This window comes from Lysobacter capsici (assembly GCF_018732085.1).
Taxonomy (GTDB): domain Bacteria; phylum Pseudomonadota; class Gammaproteobacteria; order Xanthomonadales; family Xanthomonadaceae; genus Lysobacter; species Lysobacter capsici_A.
In genome coordinates this window covers 3,220,109-3,241,137 of record NZ_CP076103.1, presented here as the reverse complement: position 1 = coordinate 3,241,137, position 21,029 = coordinate 3,220,109, and the positions used below count along the sequence as shown (strand labels likewise).

The window sequence follows — 21,029 nt, the reverse complement described above, 5'->3', positions numbered from 1 at the left end:
AAGAACTTACATTAAATCTGTAAGCCATTTAAATACAGTTAGTTAAGCGACATATGTAAAGTCGTTTAAGCGATTCGGCTTGCCGTGATACAAGCCGCCCGACCTCAACCCCGTGCCCGCATCCGCCGCGCGATCTCACTGATCCCGGCAATGCACAGGGTCAGCGCCACGGTCGACAGCAACTGGGTCCGCGAACCCTCGGTGACCAGCGCCAGCACGAACACCATCGCGAGAATGGCCAGGCCCAGCCAGGTCACGTACGGGAACGCCCACATCTTGAACGGCAGCGTCACCCCGGCGCGATCGGCGCGGCGGCGCAGGATCAGCTGCGCGACCAGCGACAAGGTCCACACCAGCAGGCAGGTCGAGCCGACCACGTTGAGCAGCGCCGGCAGCACCTTGTCCGGGTACAGCAGCTCCAGGCCGGTGGCGACGAAGCCGAACGCCACGCTCGCCAGCACCGCGATCACCGGCACCCGGTTGCCGGTCAGGCGCGCGAGCCAGCGCGGCGCTTCGCCGCGTTCGGCCAGCGAATAGATCATCCGCGAGGCGCCGTACAGATTGGCGTTGAGCGCCGACAGCAGAGCGACCACCGCGACCAGGGTGATGGCCGTACCCGCCCCAGGAATCCGCGCGGCATCGAGCACCGCCGCGAACGGCGACTTCAGTGCCTGACTGGTCCACGGCACCACCGCGATGATCACCGCCAGCGAGCCGATGTAGAACACCAGGATGCGCCAGGCGACGGTACGGATCGCCTGGGTGATGCTGCGCTCGGGGTCCTGGGTTTCGGCCGCGGCGACCGCGACGATCTCGGTGCCGCCGAAAGCGAACACCACCAGCAGCAAGGCCGCGCCGATGCCGCCCCAGCCCTTGGGCGCGAAGCCGCCGTGTTCGGTGAAATTGCCCAGACCGGGCGAGGGCACGTCGGGCAGCAGACCCAGCAGCAGCGCCGCGCCGATCGCGATGAAGGCCAGGATCGCGACCACCTTGAGGATCGCGAACCAGAATTCAAACTCGCCGAAATGGCGCACGCCGAGCAGGTTGATCGCGGTGAACACGCTCATGAACACCAGCGAGGCGGCCGCCACCGACAACGACGGCCACACCGTCGCCAACAGCCCGGCGGCACCGACCGATTCGGCCGCGATCACGATCACCAGCTGCGCCCACCACAGCCAGCCCAGGGTGGCGCCGGCGGTCGGCCCCATCGCATCGGCGGCGTAGACCGAGAACGCGCCGCTGGTCGGCCGCAGCGCGGCCATCTCGCCGAGCGCGCGCATCACGATGATGACCAGCACGCCGGCGATCAGATACGACAGCAGCACCGCCGGCCCGGCGGTCTGCACGCCCAGCCCCGAGCCGAGGAACAAGCCGGCGCCGATCGCGCTGCCCAGGCCCATCATCACCAACTGGCGCGACTTCAGGGCGTGGCCGAGTTTCGAGGCGTCGGCGGAGGCGGGTGCGGGGCTGGGCGACATGGGCGGTTCCGGGCCAGGAGGCGGTGCGGAACGATAGCAGGAGGCGGAAAGCAGAAACGAGGGGAGAGGCGTGAGTAGGGCGGGCTCACTCGTTCCGCATTCCTGCCTTTACCGGCTGAGGTGGCTTCAGGCATGGCCGAGTTTCGAGGCGTCGGCGAAAAAGGCGCGCCAGCGCGCTCTTATTCGTTCCTCACTCCTGCCCACTCACTCCTGCCACAATACCCGTCATGCCCGACCGTGATGCCGACCCCCTTATCGTCGCGATCTCCTCGCGAACCCTGTTCGACATGGAAGAGAGCCATTCGCTGTTCGAACGCGAGGGCATCGACGCCTATGCCGACTTCCAGCGCGAGCACGAGGACGACGTGCTGCGCCCGGGCATCGCCTTTCCGCTGGTGCGCAAGCTGCTCGCGCTCAACGAAGGCGCGCCGCCGGAGGCGCCGCGGGTCGAGGTGATCCTGATTTCGCGCAATTCGGCCGACAGCGGCCTGCGCATCTTCAATTCGATCGCCCACCACGGCCTGTCGATCAAGCGCGCCGCCTTCAGCAACGGCGCACCGCCGTTTCCCTACATCCGCCCGTTCGGCGCCGACCTGTTCCTGTCGGCCAACGCCGAGGACGTCAGCGCCGCGCTCGCCGCCGGTGTCGCCGCGGCGACCCTGCTGCCGTCGACCCGCAGCTCCAAGCTGGCGCCGCATCTGCGTCCGGACCAACTGCGCATCGCCTTCGACGGCGACGCGGTGATCTTCGACGACGAAGGCGAGCGGGTCTCGCGCGAAGGCGGCCTGGCCGCATTCGCCGAACACGAGCGCAGCCACGCCGGCGAACCGCTGTCGGGCGGCCCGTTCCGTGGCTTCCTGGATGCCTTGCATCGCCTGCAGAAGGCCTTCCCGGTCGGCCAGGACGCGCCGATCCGCACCGCCCTGGTCACCGCGCGCTCGGTGCCGGCGCACGAGCGTGTGATCCGCACCCTGCGCGACTGGGGCGTCCGCCTGGACGAAGCGCTGTTCCTGGGCGGCCGTTCGAAAGGGCCGTTCCTGGAAGCGTTCGGCGCCGACATCTTCTTCGACGATTCCGAGCACAACATCCTGTCGGCGCGCGATCACGTCGCGGCGGGGCATGTGCCGCATGGGGTTGCGAATCGCTGAACTGCGCGGTCGGTTGCCTGAGCGCGATTGATAGTTGGCGGTTGCGTTAGAAGCAAAAGCAATCCCCCGCGGCCGCTGCGCGCTCGCCGCCCCCTTTTGCGAAGCGGGCAAAAGCGGGTTGTCGGCGCCATGCAGTTTGCGATTGCCTTAGCGGTGGTCGATGTGTCGCGGTCGCGGCTCGCGCCGCTCTTACAGGGCACGATCGAAAATTCGTTTCCACCTGTAGGAGCGGCGCGAGCCGCGACCGCGACACATCACCTGCCGGCGCAAGCCGTGGACGCGGACCGCTCCCAGGCCTGATCTACGAACGCGCAGCGTCGCTTCACGCAACGGCCCGCACAAAAAACGGCAGGCCGTTTCCGGCCCGCCGTTGTCTATTTTGTCGAACCGTCGAACCGTCGAACGCCCTCAATCCATCGCGTCGATCACCGCGAACCCGGACGAGGCGCCCGCGATCGGATCAGTTCCAGGACTTCTTGCCGATCATCTCGTCGCGGCAGGTGCCGGCCTTGCACTCGCGGGCGCGGTCGCGCAGGTACTCGGTGCGCTCGCGGTTGACCCGATAGTTGCAGTCGACGTTGATGCTGCCCGACGACTCGCAGGTGGCGTCGCGGTACTTGATCCAGTCCAGCTGGGTCGCCTTGAGCTTCTGGTTCGCGGCTTCCTTGGCCACCGCGCGCAGATCCTTGTAGGCGGTGTTGAGTTCCTTGTCCGATTCCAGGAACAGCTTGGCGAAGCAGTAGGTCTTGTCGTAACTGGTGCGGTACTTGTCGCACTCGCCCTGGGCGTTGGCGGCGAAAGAGGCGAGGCCGAGCAGGCCGAGCGCCGCGGCGCAGAAGATGGTTTTCATGGCGTTCCTGTCCAAAGGGGTACTGAGGTGGCGATCGATACGGGACTAGCCTGTCCCAGCCCGCCGCGGTTAACCGAAGCGGGCCCGCGCGAAGTATGCACGCTGTCGCAATACGCAGGCCAGCGCGAGCGCGTCCGGGACCACGGATCGGTGCGAGGCTTGGGCCTTCCTGGTCGGCCGTCCGATCGGGGGCGGCCGACTCAGGGCAGCAGCTTGTCCAGCGGCAGCCGCACGTCGGTGACCTGCCAGCTCAGGCCGTCGCGGGTCAGCACGAACACCACCGGATCGCCGTCGGCGTTGTTGACCGTGGCGGTGAAGCGCGATGGCGATTCGAACCGGTACTGCAGGTCCTTGAGCGGCTCGGCCGGCGCCACCGGTTCGTAGGCGTCGCGGCGGGCGGCGCTGCCGTCGAAGCGCTTGAACACCTTGCGGCCTTCGAGCACCGCGCCGATGCCCATCGGCGTGGCGATCGCGTCGACCGCGGTGCCGGCCAGACCGCTGGCCACGCTCAGGCCCAGCGCGCCGAACAGGCTGGACTGCACCTGCGGACCAGCGCGACGGACGATGTAGTCCTCGACCTGCGCCTTCAGGCTGAGCCGGATCGCGGCGAAGTCGACGTGCTTGGACAACTCGCCGGTATTGCCTTCCTTGACCGCGGTGCGGATCGCATGGACGGTGAGGAACGGGCCCGCGGCGACGTAGCCGAGCAGCAGGGCCAGGACGAGGACGAACAGGGCGATCCATTTCTTCATCGAAGGCAGTCCGGGTTGCGGATGGCCAGGGTAGCGCTGTTGGCGTTACCGGGGCTTAAGCAGGAAGAGCCGCAAGCGCGCGGCACCCTCGGCCTTGCGCGGGTGCCACGCCGGAGTCCTTCTCCGGCATGCGGGAGAAGGTGTCCGAAGGGCGGATGAGGGCTGCGCGAAAGCTCGATGCTTGGCGTTCGATCTCGCGTTCCCTCACCCCAACCCCTCTCCCGCAGAGCGGAAGAGGGGCTTTTGCCGCGACAGCACGATCGAATCAACGCGCGATCCGCGCCACCCGCTGACGACGCTCCACCGGCGCCAGTCGGCTCTGATCGTTGAGCTCGACATCGCGCAGCTCATATGGCGCGCCATAGCCCTTGGCCAGTTGTGCGCGATCGAAGGCGAGTTCGATCCGGCCGGCGCCGCCGTCCAGCCAGCGCGCGCTGTGCGCGATCGCGACCGGACGCAGTGCGCGGCCGGGACCGGTGGCGTACAAGGTGCCGCGCACTTCGTAGCGGCCCGGCGAGGCCGCGCGCAACGGCAGGTCGAAACTCAGCTTGGCCGCGTCGAAACGATAGCCGCCGTCGAGCCTGGCGGTCGGCTGCGCCACCGCGATCGCGGTGCGCGCATCGCGCTGGATTTCGCCGTCGCCGGCGAACACCTGCACCTCCCACAAGCCCGGTGGTTGCTCGCCGGCATCGGTCGGCAAGGTCACCGCCGCGCGCAGTCGACCGTCGCCGCCGTCCTTCAGGCTAAGCGGCCAGCTGCGACCCGACGGCGCAACCAGCAACGCACCGCCCTGGGCCTTGAGCCGGGTATCGCCGCGTTGCAGATCGACCACCACTTCGCGGCGGGTACCGGCCAGACCATGGTCGTGGCTCAGGGCCGCGAGCAGGCGTACCTCGCTGCGCGGTTCGAACACATGCACCACGTAGCGGCCACGCGCCTGCGCGACCTGCACTGCGTAATGCCCGGCGCCGGCGTCGTCGGCGAGCTGGACCGCAGCGGTGCCTTCGCCGACCGCCAGACCGGCGGACTGCAGTTGCGCCGCGTCGGTGCGCTTGGCCGCGCTGACCGCGCGTCCGGCGCGGCTGATCTGCACCGCGTCGGCCGAGACCTTGGCCGCGCCAGTGACCGGGCTGACCCGGATCAAGGCGCCCGGCGCGCTGGTGGCGATGTCCAGGCCGCGTTGCAACGCCGCGCCGTCGGTTTCCTGCCAGTACTCGCGGCTTTCGATCACCGCCGGTTTGGCGTCGCTGGTCAGCGCGGCGTCGGGATCGAGCGCCCAGGAAAACTGCACCGGCGCGCGTTCGGCCGCGCTCTTGGGCGCGGCCAGCACCGCCAGACGCTGCGGCACTTGATCGGAGGCCGTCGCCGGCAGCATCGGCGCATCGGCGGCGTGTGCGTTCGACAGCGCGGCGAGCAGGGCGAGAGTCAAAAGGGTTCGCATGGTCGTCGGCCTCATGGGGTCATGTCGCTGCGCAGGATGGTGTTGAGGTTGAAGCACGCGCGCCGGCTCTGGTTGTGGCTGAGCGGTTCGGCGCCGGCGGTGCGCTGCTTGTCCTGGAACCACACGCTGCCCGCGGCCGACTGGCTGGTGCAGTTGAGAAAACCGTCGGAACAGCTGTTCAACCAGTTCTGGGTGGTTTCCAGGCCGACGTTCTCGGGATAGCCGCCGCAGTAGCTGTCGCTGTCGAACGGCGAGGAATCCACGTCGGTGCCGACCACGCTGCGGAAGGTTTTCGGCAGCGCCGGACGGCCGGCGGTGCCGTACAGATTGTTGGCGTTGTAGGTCGCCATCCAGCTGACCTGCTGCATCTTCACCGCGTCGGACTTGTAGCCCAGCAACCAGCCCACCGCCTGTTCGAAACCGTTGCCGTTCATCGCCGCATCGGCCAGCGGCGTGCCGGCCGAGGACGGCGCGATCGCGTTGACCCGCACGATCTTGCTGATGATGTTGGGATAGCGGCTGTCGTAGGTCGGGTTCGACATGATCCAGCGCATCACGTTGCCGCCGTTGGAATGGGTGATCACGATCAGCTGGGTGATGCCCTTGGCGCTGATGAAACTGGTCAGCTGCTGGGCGAGGCAACCGGCGGCGCGGCTGTCCCACATGTACTGCTCGAAATCGCAGTTGATGACGACGTAATTGGACGGATTGGCCAGGCCGCCGCGCACGCTGTCGACCATCGCCGGCTGCCAGTAGTCCTGATACGCATTGCTCTGATTGCCGGTCCCGTGAACGAAGGCGACGCCGGTGGCGGCGGCGCTCGCGGCCACCGGCGCGGCCATCAACGACGCGGCCGCCAGCATCGCCGCGACCAAGGGCCGCGACGCGATTGAACACTTGTCCATGAATCCTCCACGATTGCCGAGAACGTCCTGCCGCCGGCGTCGTGCCCGCATGCCCCCGGTCGTTGGCCGCGGCGTCCCTGCGCGGCGGTCGACCGAGCATACGTAGCCGAATGTTGCTGTCATGCGGCAATGCGCCATGCAATGCAGGCAAAGCGTGATCGCGGGTCGATCGCGAAACGACGGCGCGCACAGTTGCGGTAAACGCCAGCGTAAGTGGGCGCCGGGGACCATCGCAACACGCCACGTCAGCGCGATGTCCGACAAAGGCGAGTGCGGCGCGTTTCATCCGGCCGCATCGACGGCGCAGGCGCGGGCCAGGAAGCCGCATCGAGCATGTGGAAACCGGTTGAACGATGATGCGGACTTAGCGTTCGCTGTAGCGCGGTGGTGATCTCAGGCGGGAACCGACCGCGCAAATCGCTGCGTGGCCAGGTGCACGCACAACGCGATCAGCGCGCAACCCGCACCGGCCACGAACGCCGCGGTACCGCCGCCGTGCTGCCAGGCGAATGCCGCCATGCCAGCGCCGAGCACGCCGCCGATGCCGCCGCTGAAGCCGTACAGCATCCCCTGCGCCGAGGCCATGTCGCGCCGCGCCGGGAACAACTCGGCCATGCGCCGCATACAGCCGGCGTGGAACGCGGCGAAGCTCAACGCATGCCCGGTCTGCGCCAATGCCATCCAGGCGAAGGAATCGGCGAACAAGGCCACCAGCGTCCAGCGCAGCGCGGTCGCGAGCAGACACGCCGACATCAGCTTGTGCGCGCCGAAGCGTTGCACCAGGCGCGGCGCCTGCCAGAACATCGCGATCTCGCAGATCACCCCGATCGCCCACAGCAGCCCGACCGCGAAACCGTCGTGGCCGTGCGCCTGCAGTTGCAGGGTGTAGAACACATAGAACGGGCCGAAGCCCAGTTGCATCAGCAACGCGGTACACAGCAGGCCGCGCGTGCCCGGGCGTCGCCACAGGCGTTCGCGCGCCACGCCCGGATCGATCGCGGGCGAGGGCGGATCGGCGCGGTGCAGCCACGCGGCCGCGGCGGTCAAGGCCAGCCACGGCAGGGTGAGCCAGACGAAAGCATCGTTGCCCAGCCGATCGAGCAGCCAGCCGTAGCTCGCCGCGACCAGCAGAAAACCGACCGATCCCCACATGCGGATCTTGCCGTAGTCGTGATTGCGCGTGCCCAGCGCGTTCAAGGTCATCGCCTCGAACTGCGGCATCACCGCGTTGAAGAACAGCGCGAACACGCCCATGACCACGAACAGCATGGGGCCGTGGTCGAAACGGGTGAAACCGGCGAACACCGCCAGCGCCAGGGCGCAGCCGGCGACCAGCCAGTGCCCCGGTGCGCGGCTGCGCGCGACCTGCCGCGCCCAGGTCGGCGGCGCCAGGATGCGGCCGCCGTACCACAGCGCCAGCATCGCGCCGACCGCATAGCCGCCGTGGCCGTTGGCGCTGACCCAGCGGCCGATGTACGGCGTGTAGGCGCCCAGCGCGCCGTAGTAGCCCAGGTAGAACAGCGCGTAGCGACGGAATTCGGCGGGGGACAAGCGCGGCTCGCGGCGGTGTGGGGCGGAGCGGTCACGATACCGGAAGCGTGGGGCGGTCTGGGTGCGGTTGCCTGCGTGTTCGCGTCGATTTTCGCAGGGCTGCTTACGGCGGACTGTCGTGCGCTAAGGAAGCAGGCTTGGCCGTTGGTGCGCCGGCGTCGCAAAAGCAAATCCCCCGCGCTGAGGGAGGTTCGAGGCTTCGTGCGTGCGCCGGGCGCTCGCCCCCTTTTTCAAAGTGGGCTATGTGATTCGCGAAGGGTATGGGATTCGTGATGAGCTACAGGATTTGCGGCGCGTACGGTGACTCGACGATTCGCGATGAGCTAAGTGATGCTCGCTGGAAACGGTGATTCGCGTTAGGCGATGTGACCAGTGGCAGCGGCCTTTGCTGTTCCCCCCCCCTTTGAAAAAGGGGGGCAGGAGGGATTTGCTTTTACGCGCCAGAACCGCAGCAATCCAAGCAACCGCCAGGTCTCAGAACTCCAGATCCAACGCCGCACACAAATAATCGGTAAACGGCGCCAATCCCGCCAGATCCTTCTCCAGCGTCTTGAGCAGCCGCGGCCCGGTCATCGTTTCGTCGTCGATCGATCGCAAGGCCACGAAGTTCTTGCGTCGCAAGTCCTCGGCGAATTCGAACTCGGCCGGGAAACCGCGCGGCGCGCGGGTCAGCATCTCGCTGTCGTCGAGGTCGTAGCGCTTGCGGAATTTTGGATCGTGCGCGGCCGCCTTCCAACTGCCCGGGTTGTCGAGCACGAAGTGGCGGATCTTGCGCAGCGAATCGGGTTCGGGATGCCACACGCCCGAGGCGATGAAGCATTCGCCGCCCTGCAGGTGGATATAGAACGACGGCGCTTCGACCTGGCGCTTGCGCTCATGGAACAGGCGCGCGCCCTGCCAGCTCTTGTACGGCGCCTTGTCGTTGGCGAAGCGGGTGTCGCGATGGATGCGGAACAGCGAGCCGCCGACGTTCTTGGGTTCGCTGCGGTAATGCGGGCTGATTTCCGCCAGGGCCGGCTGCAGATCGGTCAGCAGGCGCAGGAACGGGCCGCGCACATGGCTTTCGTAGGCGGCCTTGTGCTCGTGGAACCATTCGCGATTGTTGTTGCGCGCCAGCGAACGCAGGAACTTGAAGCTGGCATCGGAGAAGTATCGGCTCATGCGGCAGTCTCGAAAGCTCGGAGCGAAAGGTGGGGCGAACGATGCGGCGCGGCGTCCAGGCCGTTGGCCCGGGTCGCGGCGAGTCCGGGCCGGATTCGTTCGATCCCGACAAAATAGCGATGGATGCGCGAAATCCAAGAGACGCCGAGCTGGATTACTGGCTCGTGCGCCCGCCAGCAGATGCCGCGGTTCACCCTGAAGCGTTCAGATCGCGCTCGATCGTACCCGCCCAGTCCTGCAATCGGTCGAGCAGGGCCTGCTTGGCCCCGTCTTCGCCGACCATCGCGCGGGCTTGCTGCAGCTCGATCGCGAAGCGCTCGAAGTTGAATTCCGACAAGCCCGAGTCGTCGACCAGGCGATGACGACGGTAGGCGTCCCAACGCTCGCGCTCGGCCGCGGTCAGGGTCTGCGGCCAGTTGCGCGCACGGTAGCGGAACAGCAGTTCGGGCAGGCGCGCATCGCGGAATTCGAACGCGGCCTGGGCCAACGCTTCGGGCGCGGTGGTACGCACGTTGCGGAACAAGCGCTTGTCGCCGTCGCCGATGAAGGCGTCGTACAACGAGGCGTCGACGTCCGAGGGATCGCGCGCGCGATCGTTCGCATACACCCGCCGGACCTTTTCGACCAGTTCCGGCCCGGCCTCGCGAATCTGCGCGGCATGCCGTTCGACCTGGGCCGGATCGATCTGCAGACGTTCGAAATCGGCCGGCCGCAGATGATTCCAGGCGATCAAGGCCGGGCAGCGATTGAGATGCACCTCCTTGAGCGCGACGCGTTCCTCGCCTTCGGGCAGATCGGCGGTCGGCGTATACAGGCGGTCGGCGATTTCGTCGGGCGCCAGGCGCAGCAGCGCGGCCGGGTCCTGGGCCAGATCGAACACCAGCACGCGGTTGTCGATGCGCGGATGCCGGGCGAGCGGGATCACCGGCGCGGCGCATAGGCGCGCGGCGGGATAGCGCTGCGACACGTGTAGGGCCGGGGTCATCGCGATCACGTCGAGCAGCGAGCCGGCGAAGCGCTTGTCGCGCAGACGCAGGGCGTATTCCCACAGCTTGGGTTGGGCGGCCTTGAACTTGCGCGCGATGCCGATCAGCGCGCGCACGTCCGATAGCGCCTCGTGGGCGTCGCCTTCGCGCACGTCGTTGGCCTCGGCCAGGTGTTCGAGCTTGAACGAGGTCGCGCCGTCCTCGCGCCTGGGCCAGACGATGCCGTCGGGCCGCAGCGCATGCGCCAGCCGCAGCACGTCGAGCAGGTCCCAGCGCGAATTGCCGCCGCGCCACTCGCGCTCGTAGGGATCGTAGAAATTGCGGAACAGCCCGTAGCGCACGAACTCGTCGTCGAAGCGCAGCGAGTTGTAGCCGGCGCTGCAGGTTTCCGGGCGCGCCATTTCCTCGAAGATCAGCGCGAAGATTTCGGCTTCGCTGACCCCGTCGCGCAGCGCGTCCTGCGGCGCGATGCCGGTGATGACGGTGGCGATCGGCGAGGGCAGCAGGTCGTCGGCGGGTTTGACGAATACGCTGATCGGGGTATCGATCTGGTTGAGATCGGCGTCGGTGCGGATCGCCGCGAACTGGGCGATGCGGGTGGTGCGCGGATCGGAGCCGTAGGTCTCCAGATCGTAGAACAGGAAGCTGGCGGGCATGGTCAGTCGGCGCTCATTCGTCCGTGGGCAGGGGCGACAGGCGTTCGCGCACCAGCGCGTCGACGCGGTCCCAGTCGAGCGTGTCCAGGCGCTCGTGGCCGGCGGTCAGTTCGACCAGCAACTCGCGCTGACGCTGGCCGCGTTCGAACGCGACCTCGTACGGCATGCGGTGAAACGTCACCATCGCGTAACGCGGCATGAAACGCTCGGGATGGCGCTGCGCGAGTTCGTGCTCCAGGGCGCGCTGCAGCAGGTAGTCGTCGTTGTCGACGCGGTCGCGCATTTCCAGATAGTTTTCCAGCGCCATCGCCTGGATCGCGCGCGCGCTCGGCAGGCGCTGCGCCTGGAACGCGGCGAAGGCCGCGGCGCGATCGTCGTCGGCGAGCAGGCGTTCGGCCAGGGCGACGCAGTCCTCGAACGCGCAGTTCATGCCCTGGCCATGGAACGGCACCATCGCATGCGCGGCGTCGCCCAGCAGCACCGCGCGATCGTCCAGATGCCAGCGGTCCAGGTACAAGGTCGCCAGCAGCCCGGCCGGGTTGTGTTCGAAGTCGTGTTCGAGGTTCGGGATCAGCGGCAGCGCATCGGCGAAGTCGCGTTCGAACAACGCGCGCGCGTCGGCGCCGTCGCGCACGGTCTGGAAACTCGGATCGCCTTCGTTGGGCAGGAACAAGGTGACGGTGAAGGTGCGTTCGTCGTTCGGCAGGGCGATGCACATGTAGCGGCCGCGCGGCCAGATGTGCAGCGCGTTGGGTTCGATGCTGAAACCGCCGTCGGGCGAGGGCGGGATTTCCAGTTCCTTGTAGGAATGGCCGAGAAACTCGGTGCGCTCGCCCAGATCGGTGGCCTGCTTCATCGACGCGCGCAGCGCCGAACCCGCGCCGTCGGCGCCGACCAGGCTGTCGAATACGATTTCGTGCGAAGCGCCGTCGCGATCGTCGACGAAGCGGGCGAGGCGCCGGTCGAAATCGACCTCGCTCAGGCCGCGGTGGAAATGCAGCTTGGCCCCGGCGTCTTCGGCGATCTGCAGCAGGATCAGGTTCAACTCGCCGCGATGCACCGACCAGATGACTTCGCTGTCGTCGCGTCCGTAGCGCTGCAGATCGGTGCGCCCGTCGAGGAAATGCACCATGCGCCCGCGCATCATCACCGCCTGCGCCATCACCGCCTCGTCCGCGCCGGCCAAGCGCAGCGCATGCCGGCCGCGCTCGGCCAGGGCGAGATTGATCGAGCGCCCGCCCTGGTAACCCTGCAGGCGCGGATCGCCGCGTTTCTCGTAGACATCGACCTGCCAGCCGCGCCGCGCGAGCAGGGTGGCGAGCAGGGCGCCGGCGAGGCCTGCGCCGATGAGGGTGATGTGCTTGGGTTGGGTGGGTGCGTTCAAGGAGCGGAGTCTCTGGTTGCGACTATAAACTTGCTGCAAGAAATGATGGAACGAGTCGCAACGAAGCCTTCGAAATCGTCATTCCCGCGAAGGCGGGAATCCAGAGACTTCAGCGCACCGCCACGATGTCGTTCCACAGGTCCCGCCATTCCGGATTGGTCTGCTCGATCAGCCGAATCTTCCATTCACGATTCCATTTCTTCAGACGTTTCTCGCGCACAATCGCGCTTTCCATGTTCTCGTGCTGCTCGTACCAGACCAAGCGATCCACGTCGTAGTGTTCAGTAAAGCCTTTCGCCAAGTGTTCCCGATGTTGCCATATTCGCTGCACCAGATTGGAGGTGACGCCAATATATAAAGTGCCATTTTTTGCGCTGGCGAGGATGTAAACGGCAGGCGACCCGGACACATCGGCCTCACTCTGGATTCCCGCCTTCGCGGGAATGACGGTCTTGGAGTTACCTGGTTGTCAAATTTTCTATATTCATGGAGGTGACGTTATTAGGGATCACGCCCCTCTCCAACTCTCAACCGCCGCAACAAACCTCGAAACATCCCCATGCGTGTTATAGAGCGGCGCCGGCGAAATCCGGATCACGTCCGGTTCGCGCCAGTCGCCCAGCACGCCGTTGCGCGCCAGGTAGTCGAACAAATCGCGCCCCGCCTCGCGCCCGCTCAGGCCGCGGCCGCCGATCACCCGCAGCGACAATTGGCAACCGCGCTGGGCGGGGTCGGCCGGAGTGACGATGTCGAGGGTGTCGGCCAGCCGCGCGTGGATCAGCGATTCCAGGTAACCGGTCAGGCGCAGGGATTTTTCGCGCAGGGCGCGCATGCCGACGCGGTCGAACAGGTCCAGCGAGGCGCGCAGCGGGGCCAGACCGAGGATCGGCGGATTGCTCAGTTGCCAGCCTTCCGCGCCCGGCGTGGGTACGAACTGCGGGCCCATGCGGAAACGCGTCGTCGCTTCGTGTCCCCACCAGCCGGCGAAACGCGGCACCTCACTGCGCGCGTGACGCTCATGCACGAAGCAGCCGGCGACCGCGCCGGGGCCGGAATTGAGATATTTGTAGTGGCACCACACCGCGAAATCGACGCCGCTGTCGTGCAGGCCCAGTTCCAGATTGCCCACGCCATGCGCCAGATCGAACCCGCACACCGCGCCTTGCGCATGCGCCAGCCGTACGATCGCGTCGAGGTCGAACGCCTGACCGCTGCGGTACTGCACGCCCGGCCACAGCACCAGCGCCAGGCGTGGGCCGTGTTCGGCGATCGCGCGTTCGATGCTCGCCATCGAGATCAGGCCGCCGGGTTCATCGGGCTGAAGCTCGATCAGATCGGTATCGGGATCGAAGCCATGGAAGGCGATCTGCGAGGCCACCGCGTAACGGTCGGACGGAAACGAGCCGGCCTCGATCAGGATCGCCGGTCGCTCGCGGGTGGGGCGGTAGAAGCTGACCATCATCAGGTGCAGATTCGCGGTCAGCGAATTCATCGCGATCACTTCGCTCGGCAGGGCGCCGACCAGTCGCGCCAGCGGTTCGCGCACCAGTTCGTGGTACGGCATCCATTGCGCCTGGCCGGTGAAGTGGCCTTCGACCGCTTCCATCGCCCACTTGTCCAGCACTTCCTCGACATGCGCGCGCGCGCCGCGCGGTTGCAGGCCGAGCGAGTTGCCGACGAAATAGGCCTGCTCTTCATTCGCATGGCGCGGGATCAGGAATTCCCCGCGCAGCGTCGGCAAGGGATCGGCCGCATCGAGGGCGGCGGCGTGGGCGGATGAGTGCGGTTGGGTCATGAGTGAGTCGTTTCGCTGCGTGGGCGGGCGTGGCGCGATGGACGCGGGGACGGGCGGGCGAGGTCGAAGCAGGCGAGCGTGATCAAAGCAACGGTCCGAACGGCGCCGCGTGGCGTTCGTAGCGGCGCAGCAGCGCGGCGATCCAGGCCGAGTCGATGCCGAGCCGGTCGGCTTCGAATATCAGCCCGGCGTCGTCGGACAGGTAAGCGGCCAGTTCGTCGTGGTCGCTGACGCGCAACGCGCGCGCGAACGCGACCTGACGCACTTGTTTGGACTCGGCGTCGATCGCTTCGATGCGCTGGGCCGAGAGGCCGCGTTTGCGCGCTTGGACCAAGGCATCGGCGGCGGTCCAATCCGAATCGAACGGCGGCTGGTCGCGCCAATCGAGATACTGGGCGATGACGTCTTCGTCGACGTCGTGGTCGCGCTGGCGCAGATGCCAGGCCGTGGACTCGATCGCGGCGAGCAAGGTGTCGGTATCGATCATGAGCGGGCGGCGCGGCCGGGCGCGCCTAGTCGAACCGCGCTTTCGACAGGCCGAGCCATTCCAGCGCGGTGCCGTGGTACAGCCGCGCCTGATCGGCTTCGCCCAGATTCAACGAGGCGATGCCGGCGCCGGGCGATTGTTCGCCGAGCGGGAAGGGGTAGTCGGTGCCGAGCATCACCCGCGACACGCCGCAGGTGTCGAGCAGGTATTGCAGCGCGCGCGGGTCGGCGACCCACGAATCGAAATACAACTGCGACAGATAATCGCGCGGATTGCGCGGGTTGTCGGTGGCGACCAGGTCCGGGCGCATGTTGAAGCCGTGTTCGATCCGGCCGATGGTGTAGGGAAAGCTGCCGCCGCCATGGGCCAGGCAGATCTTCAACTTCGGCAGGCGTTCGAGCACGCCGCCGAACACCAGGCAGCAAGCCGCGCGCGATTGCTCGGCGGGCATGCCGACCAGCCACGGCAGCCAGTACTTGGGCATGCTCGGCGTCCCCATCATGTCCCAGGGATGGACCAGGATCGCCGCGCCCAGATCGGCCGCGGCTTCGAAGAATTCGAACAGCTCCGGCGCGTCGAGGTTCCAGTCGTTGACGTGGCTGCCGATCTGGCAGCCCTGCAGGCCGAGTTGATCCATGCAGCGTTCGAGTTCCTGCACGGCCAGACGCGGCGATTGCAGCGGTACCGTGCCGATGCCGGCGTAATGGCGCGGATGTTCGCGGCAAGTCGCGGCCATGTGGTCGTTGAGCGACTGATGCAGGTCCAGCGCCTGATTGGCCTTGGCCCAGTAGCTGAACATCACCGGCACGGTGCTGATCACCTGCACCTGCACGCCGAAGCGCGCGTAATCGTCGACGCGCTCCTGCGGGTCCCAGGTCTTGGACCAGATCTCGCGGAAGAACTTGCCGTCCTTGTAGATGCGATGACGGCCGTCGTCGGTGTGATGGATCACCGGAAAGCGGTCGTCGCCGTACTTGCGCGCCAGATCGGGCCAGTCGCGCGGCAGGTAGTGGGCGTGGGTGTCGATCTTGAGCATTTCGGTCTCAGGTGTCGGGCATCACGTAGCGGCCCGGCGCCGGGTTCAGATGGCCGCAGTTCGTGCAGGTCCGATGCTCGCGCGAGGAATAGAAGCGTTCGAACACCGGCGGGAAGTCGGTCTCGATGTTGTGCAGGTGGAAATACTCTTCATAGATCTTGTGGTTGCACTGTTCGCAGAACCACATCAGGCCGTCGTCTTCGTGCGCCAGGCGCTTGCGCTCGATCACCAGCCCGACCGAGTCGGGCATGCGCTGCGGCGAATGCGGCACGCGCGGCGGCAGCAGGAAGATTTCGCCGGCGCGGATCGGGATGTCGCGCACCGCGCCGTCTTCCTGGATGCGCAGCACCATCTCGCCTTCGAGCTGATAGAACCACTCCGGGCCTTCGTCCCAGTGGTAATCGGTGCGCTGGTTCGGCCCGCCGACCACCATGACGATGAAGTCGCCGGCGTAGATCACCTTGTTGCCGACCGGCGGCTTGAGCAGGTGGCGGTGTTCGTCGATCCACGCGGCGAGGTTGAGCGGTCCGGGCAGCATGCGGTTACTCCGTTGCCGCGCCACGCAGGCGCGCGATGCATTTGAGTTCGATCGCGATCGGCGTCGGCAGGGCGGTGATGCCGAGCGTGGTCCGGCACGGGGCGCGGTCGATATCGGGGAAATACTCCGCCCACACCGCGTTGTAGGCCGTGAAATCGCGGGCCATGTCGGTCAGGTACACGGTCACGTCGACCAGGTCGTCCCAGCCCGCGCCGCTGGCTTCAAGCACCGCGCGCACGTTGGCGAACACCGCCCGGCATTGCAGCTCGATGTCGTACGCGATCAGCCGGCCTTGCGCATCGTGGACATTGCCGACGATGGCGTTGCTGGCCGCGTCGCGCGGGCCGATCCCGGACAGGAACAACAGCTCGCCGACCCGGCGCGCATGCGGATACGAGCCGACCGGCTTGGGCGCGCCGTCGGCGCGGACGCTGCCGTTGCCGTGCGGATCGCTCATCGCGGCGACCCGCCGTGGGTGGCGTGGACGGTGGCGATCGCGCGGGCGTAGGCGGTCTGCAGGGTGTCGAACGAATCCACGTCCATGCCGGTGTTGTGGACCCGGCCGTTGCGCAGGCTGTAGACCCAGCCATGCACGCTGAGCGCCTGGCCGCGGCTCCAGGCGTCGCGCACGATCGTGGTCATGCATACGTTCTGCACCTGCTCGATCGCGTTGAGTTCGCACAGGCGGTCGTGACGCTCGCTTTCGTGGACGTGGGCGATGCAGCCGGCGTGCTTGTCGGCGACATCGCCGACATGACGGATCCAGTTGTCGGCCAAGCCGACGCGCAGACCGTGCAGGGCCGCATGCACGCCGCCGCAGCCGTAATGGCCGACCACGATGATGTGCTTGACCTTGAGCACGTCGACCGCGAACTGGATCACCGACAGGCAGTTGAGGTCGGTATGCACCACCACATTGGCGATATTGCGATGGACGAACACCTCGCCCGGGGCCATGTCGATGATCTGGTTGGCCGGCACGCGCGAATCCGAGCAGCCGATCCACAGGTATTCGGGCGCCTGCTGTTGCGAGAGCCTGTTGAAGAAATCCGGGTCTTCGGCGTTGACCCGTTCGGACCACTCTTTGTTGCGTTCGAGCAGGTCGTCGAGGGAGTTGGGTGGCAAGGTGTCGGAGCTCATGCAGCGGTCATCCCAGATGGAGGCCGACGTTCTTGGCGTCGGTGAAGAAACGCATCGCCTCGGCGCCGCCTTCGCGGCCGAGGCCGGACGCGCCGGTGCCGCCGAACGGCGTGCGCAGGTCGCGTTGCAGCCAGGTATTGATCCAGACCATGCCGACATTCAAGCGCGCGGCCAGGCGATGGGCGCGGTTGAGATCGCGGGTCCACAGCGACGCGCACAAGCCGTAGTCGCTGGCGTTGGCCAGGGCCAGCGCGTGTTCGTCGTCGTCGAAGGCCTGCAAGGTCGCCACCGGGCCGAAGATTTCCTCGCGATTGGTCGTACACCGCGGCCCCAGACCCTCGATCAGGGTCGGCGCGACGTACCAGCCGGGACGATCCAGCGCCGAGCCGCCGCACAGGATCCGACCGCCCTCGTGGCGGGCGCGGGCCAGGGCCGCCACGACTTTATCGAAGTGCGCCTGCGAGACCAGCGGGCCGAGCGAGGTGGTCTCATCCGACGGCTCGCCGATGTTGAGCGCGTTGACGCGTTCGACCAGGGCGTCGCGGACTTCCTCGTAGATCGAACGCTCGATCAGGATGCGCGAGCCGCACAGGCAGATCTGCCCGGAGTTCTGGAACGCCGAGCGCACCAGGGTGTCGAGGTTCGCGCGCCAGTCGCTGTCGGCGAAGATCAGGCTCGCGTTCTTGCCGCCCAATTCCAGCGAGACCTTGCGCAGCAGCGGCGCGGCGATGGCGGCGATGCGGCGGCCGACCGCGGTGCTGCCGGTGAACGAGACCGCGCGCACGCCGGGATGACCAATCAGCGGTTCGCCGACGTCCGGCCCCAGCCCGTGAACGATGTTGAGCACGCCGCGCGGAAAGCCGATCCGCGCGGCCAGTTCGCCGAGCATCGTGGCGGTGGCCGGGGTGATTTCAGACGGCTTGGCGACCACGGTGTTGCCGGCTGCGAGCGCGGGCGCGATCTTCCAGGTGAACAGGTAAAGCGGCAGGTTCCACGGCGAGATCGCCGCGACCACGCCCAGCGGCGCGCGCAGGGTGTAGTTGAGCCCGGCCTGGCCGTGGTGGGATTCGCTGGCGAACTGGGTCGCGGCCTGGGCGAAGAACCGCAGATTGGCCACGGCGCGCGGAATCTCGGCGCTGCGGGCCAGTGCGATCGGCTTGCCGCCGTCGCGCGATTCGGCCTGGGCGAAAGCGTCCAGGTTCGCTTCCACGGCGCTGGCTAGCCGTTCCAGCCAGTGCGCGCGTTCGCTGTTGGGCAGTCCCGACCAGGCGGGGAAGGCGGCCTGCGCGGCGGCTACCGCGGCCTCGACATCGGCCGCCTCGCCGCGGGCGACCTGGGCATACGCCTGCGCATTGGCCGGATCGTGGACGTCGAGCCAACGGCCGCCGGCCGCATCGCGCGCCTGACCGTCGATCCAGTGCCGGAATTTCTGCATGCGCCAAGCTTAACGCGTGGGCGCGGGGACGCCCATAGCGGCGGGTGGCGGTCGTGCCGGGCTAGAGCGGTCGCGGCGTTGCGTTTGATGAACGACTTCGCGGTTGGGAGTTGCGACGGCGGTTGAGGTTCGCAGGGCGTGATCGCCGTGAGGCCCGCAGGAGCCGATGACCTGCGAATGCGTGCTGACCCGCATCTGCATGAGGTCTTTTGTGGCAGGGGCTTCAGCCCCGGCGCTTTTCTGTCAGATCGCAGCGTCTGGGCGCAGAGCGTCGGGGCTGAAGCCCCTCCCACAAAAGACCTCGGGACTTGAGCCGTTCTCAGCAAAGATTTCGGGCTTCAGCCTTTTCATCGAATGCATCGAAGCATTCGAACAGCCCGACACCCGAGTTTGCCGATCATGGCCTGTGCGATGCCGTCTAGGTCGAAAGTCATGCCTGGATTGCATGAGTCGCGAAACAACGCGTAATTCATGCGCAGATGGATAAGGCGCGCACTGCGTGGTCATGGTCATGCGCGCCTCTCGGCACTTGACGCGCAAGTACGACGCTGCGCACATTCCGGCGGGGTTACTTTCATCCATGCCTGGCGATCGCCGATGCGCGCTTGCGGGGCTCACTACGGCGGAACCATCACGTGGATAGACGCAATTTCCTCAGCATGTCCGGGCTCGGCATCGCCGGGCTCATGATTCCCTTCGGCAACGTGATCGCCGCGGAGGCCTTGCTGGTGCCGTTGGACGTGGCCAGGAAGAAGACCCTGGCCGACATCGCGCTCAACGCGGCCAAGGCCGCCGGCGCGAGCTACTGCGACGCGCGCATCGGCCGCTATCTGCGCCAGTTCGTGATCACCCGCGAGGACAAGGTCCAGAACGTGGTGAACACCGAATCCACCGGCATCGGCATCCGTGTGCTGGTCGACGGCGCCTGGGGCTTCGCCGCCACCAACCAGCTCAACAACGACGCGGTCGCCAAGGCCGCGCAGCAGGCCGCGGCGATCGCGCGCGCCAACGCCAAGAGCCAGACCTCCAAGGTCGAACTGGCCAAGACGCCGGGCGTGGGCGAGGTCGCGTGGAAGACTCCGATCCGCAAGAACGCGATGGAAGTGGCGATCAAGGAAAAGGCCGACCTGCTGCTCGGGGTCAACGCCGCGGCGATCAACGCCGGCGCCAGCTTCGTCAACTCGATGCTGTTCCTGGTCAACGAACAAAAATACTTCGCCTCCACCGACGGCTCCTACATCGACCAGGACGTGCACCGCATCTGGGCGCCGATGACGATCACCGCCATCGACAAGGCCAGCGGCAAGTTCCGCACCCGCGACGGGCTGTCCGCGCCGATGGGCATGGGCTTCGAATACCTCGACGGCGACGCCTCGGGCAAGGTCGTGCTGCCCAACGGCGCGGTGTCCTACAACAAGTCCTACGACATGCTCGCCGACGCGGTCGCCGCGGCCAAGCAGGCGCAGCAGAAACTCACCGCGCCGTCGGTCAAGCCCGGCAAGTACGACCTGGTGCTCGATCCCTCGCACACCTGGCTCACCATCCACGAATCGATCGGCCATCCGCTCGAACTCGACCGCGTGCTCGGCTACGAAGCCAACTACGCCGGCACCAGCTTCGCCACGCTCGACAAGCTCAAGTCCGGCTTCAAGTACGGCAGCGACCAGGTCACCGTGTTCGCCGACAAGACCCAGGAAGGCAGCCTCGGCGCGGTCGGCTTCGACGACGAAGGCGTCAAGACCAAGCGCTGGAACCTGATCAAGGACGGCATCCTGGTCGACTACCAGACCATCCGCGATCAGGCCCACATCCTGGGCAAGACCGAATCCGACGGCTGCTGTTACGCCGACTCGTGGTCCTCGGTGCAGTTCCAGCGCATGGCCAACGTCTCGCTGGCGCCGGGCAAGAACAAGCTCAGCGTCGCCGACATGGTCAAGGACGTGGAGAACGGCATCTATATCGTCGGCGCCGGTTCGTTCTCGATCGACCAGCAGCGCTACAACGCCCAGTTCGGCGGCCAGCTGTTCTACGAGATCAAGAACGGCAAGATCACCGGCATGCTCGAGGACGTGGCCTACCAGATCCGCACTCCGGAGTTCTGGAATTCCTGCGTCGCGGTCTGCGACGACAGCGACTACCGCATGGGCGGTTCCTTCTTCGACGGCAAGGGCCAGCCGGGCCAGGTCTCGGCGGTTTCGCACGGTTCGAGCACGGCGCGTTTCAACGGCGTCAACGTCATCAACACCGCCCGCAAGCTCGGCTGACCGGCGCAGGAGAATCACT

At 66.8% G+C, this 21,029-nt stretch carries 19 protein-coding genes; 2 read left to right on the top strand and 17 right to left on the bottom strand.

Annotated features, from left to right (window positions below):
- Positions 1–104 precede the first annotated feature (104 nt).
- A complete protein-coding gene (locus KME82_RS13450) occupies positions 105–1,481 on the bottom strand; it encodes an amino acid permease (protein ID WP_215494499.1) in 1,377 nt (458 codons plus the stop codon).
- 227 nt (positions 1,482–1,708) lie between these two features.
- On the opposite strand from KME82_RS13450, the gene KME82_RS13445 reads away from it, so the two are divergent.
- Positions 1,709–2,629: a 5'-nucleotidase gene (locus tag KME82_RS13445; RefSeq protein WP_215494498.1), complete on the top strand. Its 921-nt coding sequence runs from the start codon at positions 1,709–1,711 to the stop codon at positions 2,627–2,629.
- 460 nt (positions 2,630–3,089) lie between these two features.
- On the opposite strand, the gene KME82_RS13440 is transcribed toward KME82_RS13445, so the two are convergent.
- The 16 genes from KME82_RS13440 to KME82_RS13365 all read right to left on the bottom strand — a co-directional run bounded on the left by KME82_RS13440 (position 3,090) and on the right by KME82_RS13365 (position 18,746).
- Positions 3,090–3,479 (bottom strand): lysozyme inhibitor LprI family protein, encoded by a 390-nt coding sequence (locus KME82_RS13440; RefSeq protein ID WP_036104107.1) that lies wholly within the window; start codon positions 3,477–3,479, stop codon positions 3,090–3,092.
- 200 nt (positions 3,480–3,679) lie between these two features.
- Entirely contained in the window at positions 3,680–4,231 is a 552-nt protein-coding gene (locus KME82_RS13435) for a DUF2939 domain-containing protein (protein WP_036104104.1), read from the bottom strand.
- Between the two features lie 265 nt (positions 4,232–4,496).
- Positions 4,497–5,672, bottom strand: a complete 1,176-nt coding sequence (locus KME82_RS13430; protein ID WP_215494497.1) for a DUF4785 domain-containing protein — start codon at positions 5,670–5,672, stop codon at positions 4,497–4,499.
- An 11-nt stretch (positions 5,673–5,683) separates the two neighbouring features.
- A complete protein-coding gene (locus KME82_RS13425; protein WP_215499066.1) occupies positions 5,684–6,535 on the bottom strand; it encodes a hypothetical protein in 852 nt (283 codons plus the stop codon).
- 435 nt (positions 6,536–6,970) lie between these two features.
- Entirely contained in the window at positions 6,971–8,128 is a 1,158-nt protein-coding gene (locus KME82_RS13420; RefSeq protein WP_215494496.1) for an MFS transporter, read from the bottom strand.
- A gap of 474 nt (positions 8,129–8,602) precedes the next feature.
- Positions 8,603–9,289, bottom strand: a complete 687-nt coding sequence (locus KME82_RS13415) for a DUF2461 domain-containing protein (protein ID WP_215494495.1) — start codon at positions 9,287–9,289, stop codon at positions 8,603–8,605.
- A 190-nt stretch (positions 9,290–9,479) separates the two neighbouring features.
- The gene (gene sbcB, locus KME82_RS13410) at positions 9,480–10,931 is read right to left on the bottom strand and encodes an exodeoxyribonuclease I (protein WP_215494494.1); all 1,452 of its coding nucleotides are present in this window, start codon (positions 10,929–10,931) and stop codon (positions 9,480–9,482) included.
- 13 nt (positions 10,932–10,944) lie between these two features.
- Complete coding sequence (locus KME82_RS13405; protein ID WP_215494493.1) at positions 10,945–12,315, bottom strand: FAD-dependent oxidoreductase; 1,371 nt, start codon at positions 12,313–12,315, stop codon at positions 10,945–10,947.
- Between the two features lie 109 nt (positions 12,316–12,424).
- Positions 12,425–12,724: a GIY-YIG nuclease family protein gene (locus KME82_RS13400; protein WP_215494492.1), complete on the bottom strand. Its 300-nt coding sequence runs from the start codon at positions 12,722–12,724 to the stop codon at positions 12,425–12,427.
- 99 nt (positions 12,725–12,823) lie between these two features.
- Positions 12,824–14,110 (bottom strand): kynureninase, encoded by a 1,287-nt coding sequence (gene kynU, locus KME82_RS13395; protein WP_215494491.1) that lies wholly within the window; start codon positions 14,108–14,110, stop codon positions 12,824–12,826.
- A gap of 82 nt (positions 14,111–14,192) precedes the next feature.
- Positions 14,193–14,597 (bottom strand): hypothetical protein, encoded by a 405-nt coding sequence (locus KME82_RS13390; RefSeq protein ID WP_215494490.1) that lies wholly within the window; start codon positions 14,595–14,597, stop codon positions 14,193–14,195.
- A 25-nt stretch (positions 14,598–14,622) separates the two neighbouring features.
- Positions 14,623–15,633, bottom strand: a complete 1,011-nt coding sequence (locus KME82_RS13385) for an amidohydrolase family protein (RefSeq protein WP_215494489.1) — start codon at positions 15,631–15,633, stop codon at positions 14,623–14,625.
- A 7-nt stretch (positions 15,634–15,640) separates the two neighbouring features.
- A complete protein-coding gene (locus tag KME82_RS13380) occupies positions 15,641–16,171 on the bottom strand; it encodes a 3-hydroxyanthranilate 3,4-dioxygenase (protein WP_036104072.1) in 531 nt (176 codons plus the stop codon).
- A gap of 4 nt (positions 16,172–16,175) precedes the next feature.
- On the bottom strand, positions 16,176–16,628 hold the full coding sequence (locus tag KME82_RS13375; protein WP_215494488.1) for a RidA family protein: 453 nt from the start codon (positions 16,626–16,628) through the stop codon (positions 16,176–16,178).
- Positions 16,625–17,311: a carbonate dehydratase gene (can, locus tag KME82_RS13370; protein ID WP_215494487.1), complete on the bottom strand. Its 687-nt coding sequence runs from the start codon at positions 17,309–17,311 to the stop codon at positions 16,625–16,627. The genes KME82_RS13375 and can overlap by 4 nt, the downstream gene beginning before the upstream one ends.
- 7 nt (positions 17,312–17,318) lie before the next feature.
- Positions 17,319–18,746, bottom strand: a complete 1,428-nt coding sequence (locus KME82_RS13365) for an aldehyde dehydrogenase (protein ID WP_215494486.1) — start codon at positions 18,744–18,746, stop codon at positions 17,319–17,321.
- Positions 18,747–19,381: 635 nt separating this feature from the next.
- On the opposite strand from KME82_RS13365, the gene KME82_RS13360 reads away from it, so the two are divergent.
- Entirely contained in the window at positions 19,382–21,010 is a 1,629-nt protein-coding gene (locus KME82_RS13360; RefSeq protein WP_215494485.1) for a TldD/PmbA family protein, read from the top strand.
- The last annotated feature ends 19 nt before the right edge of the window (positions 21,011–21,029 follow it).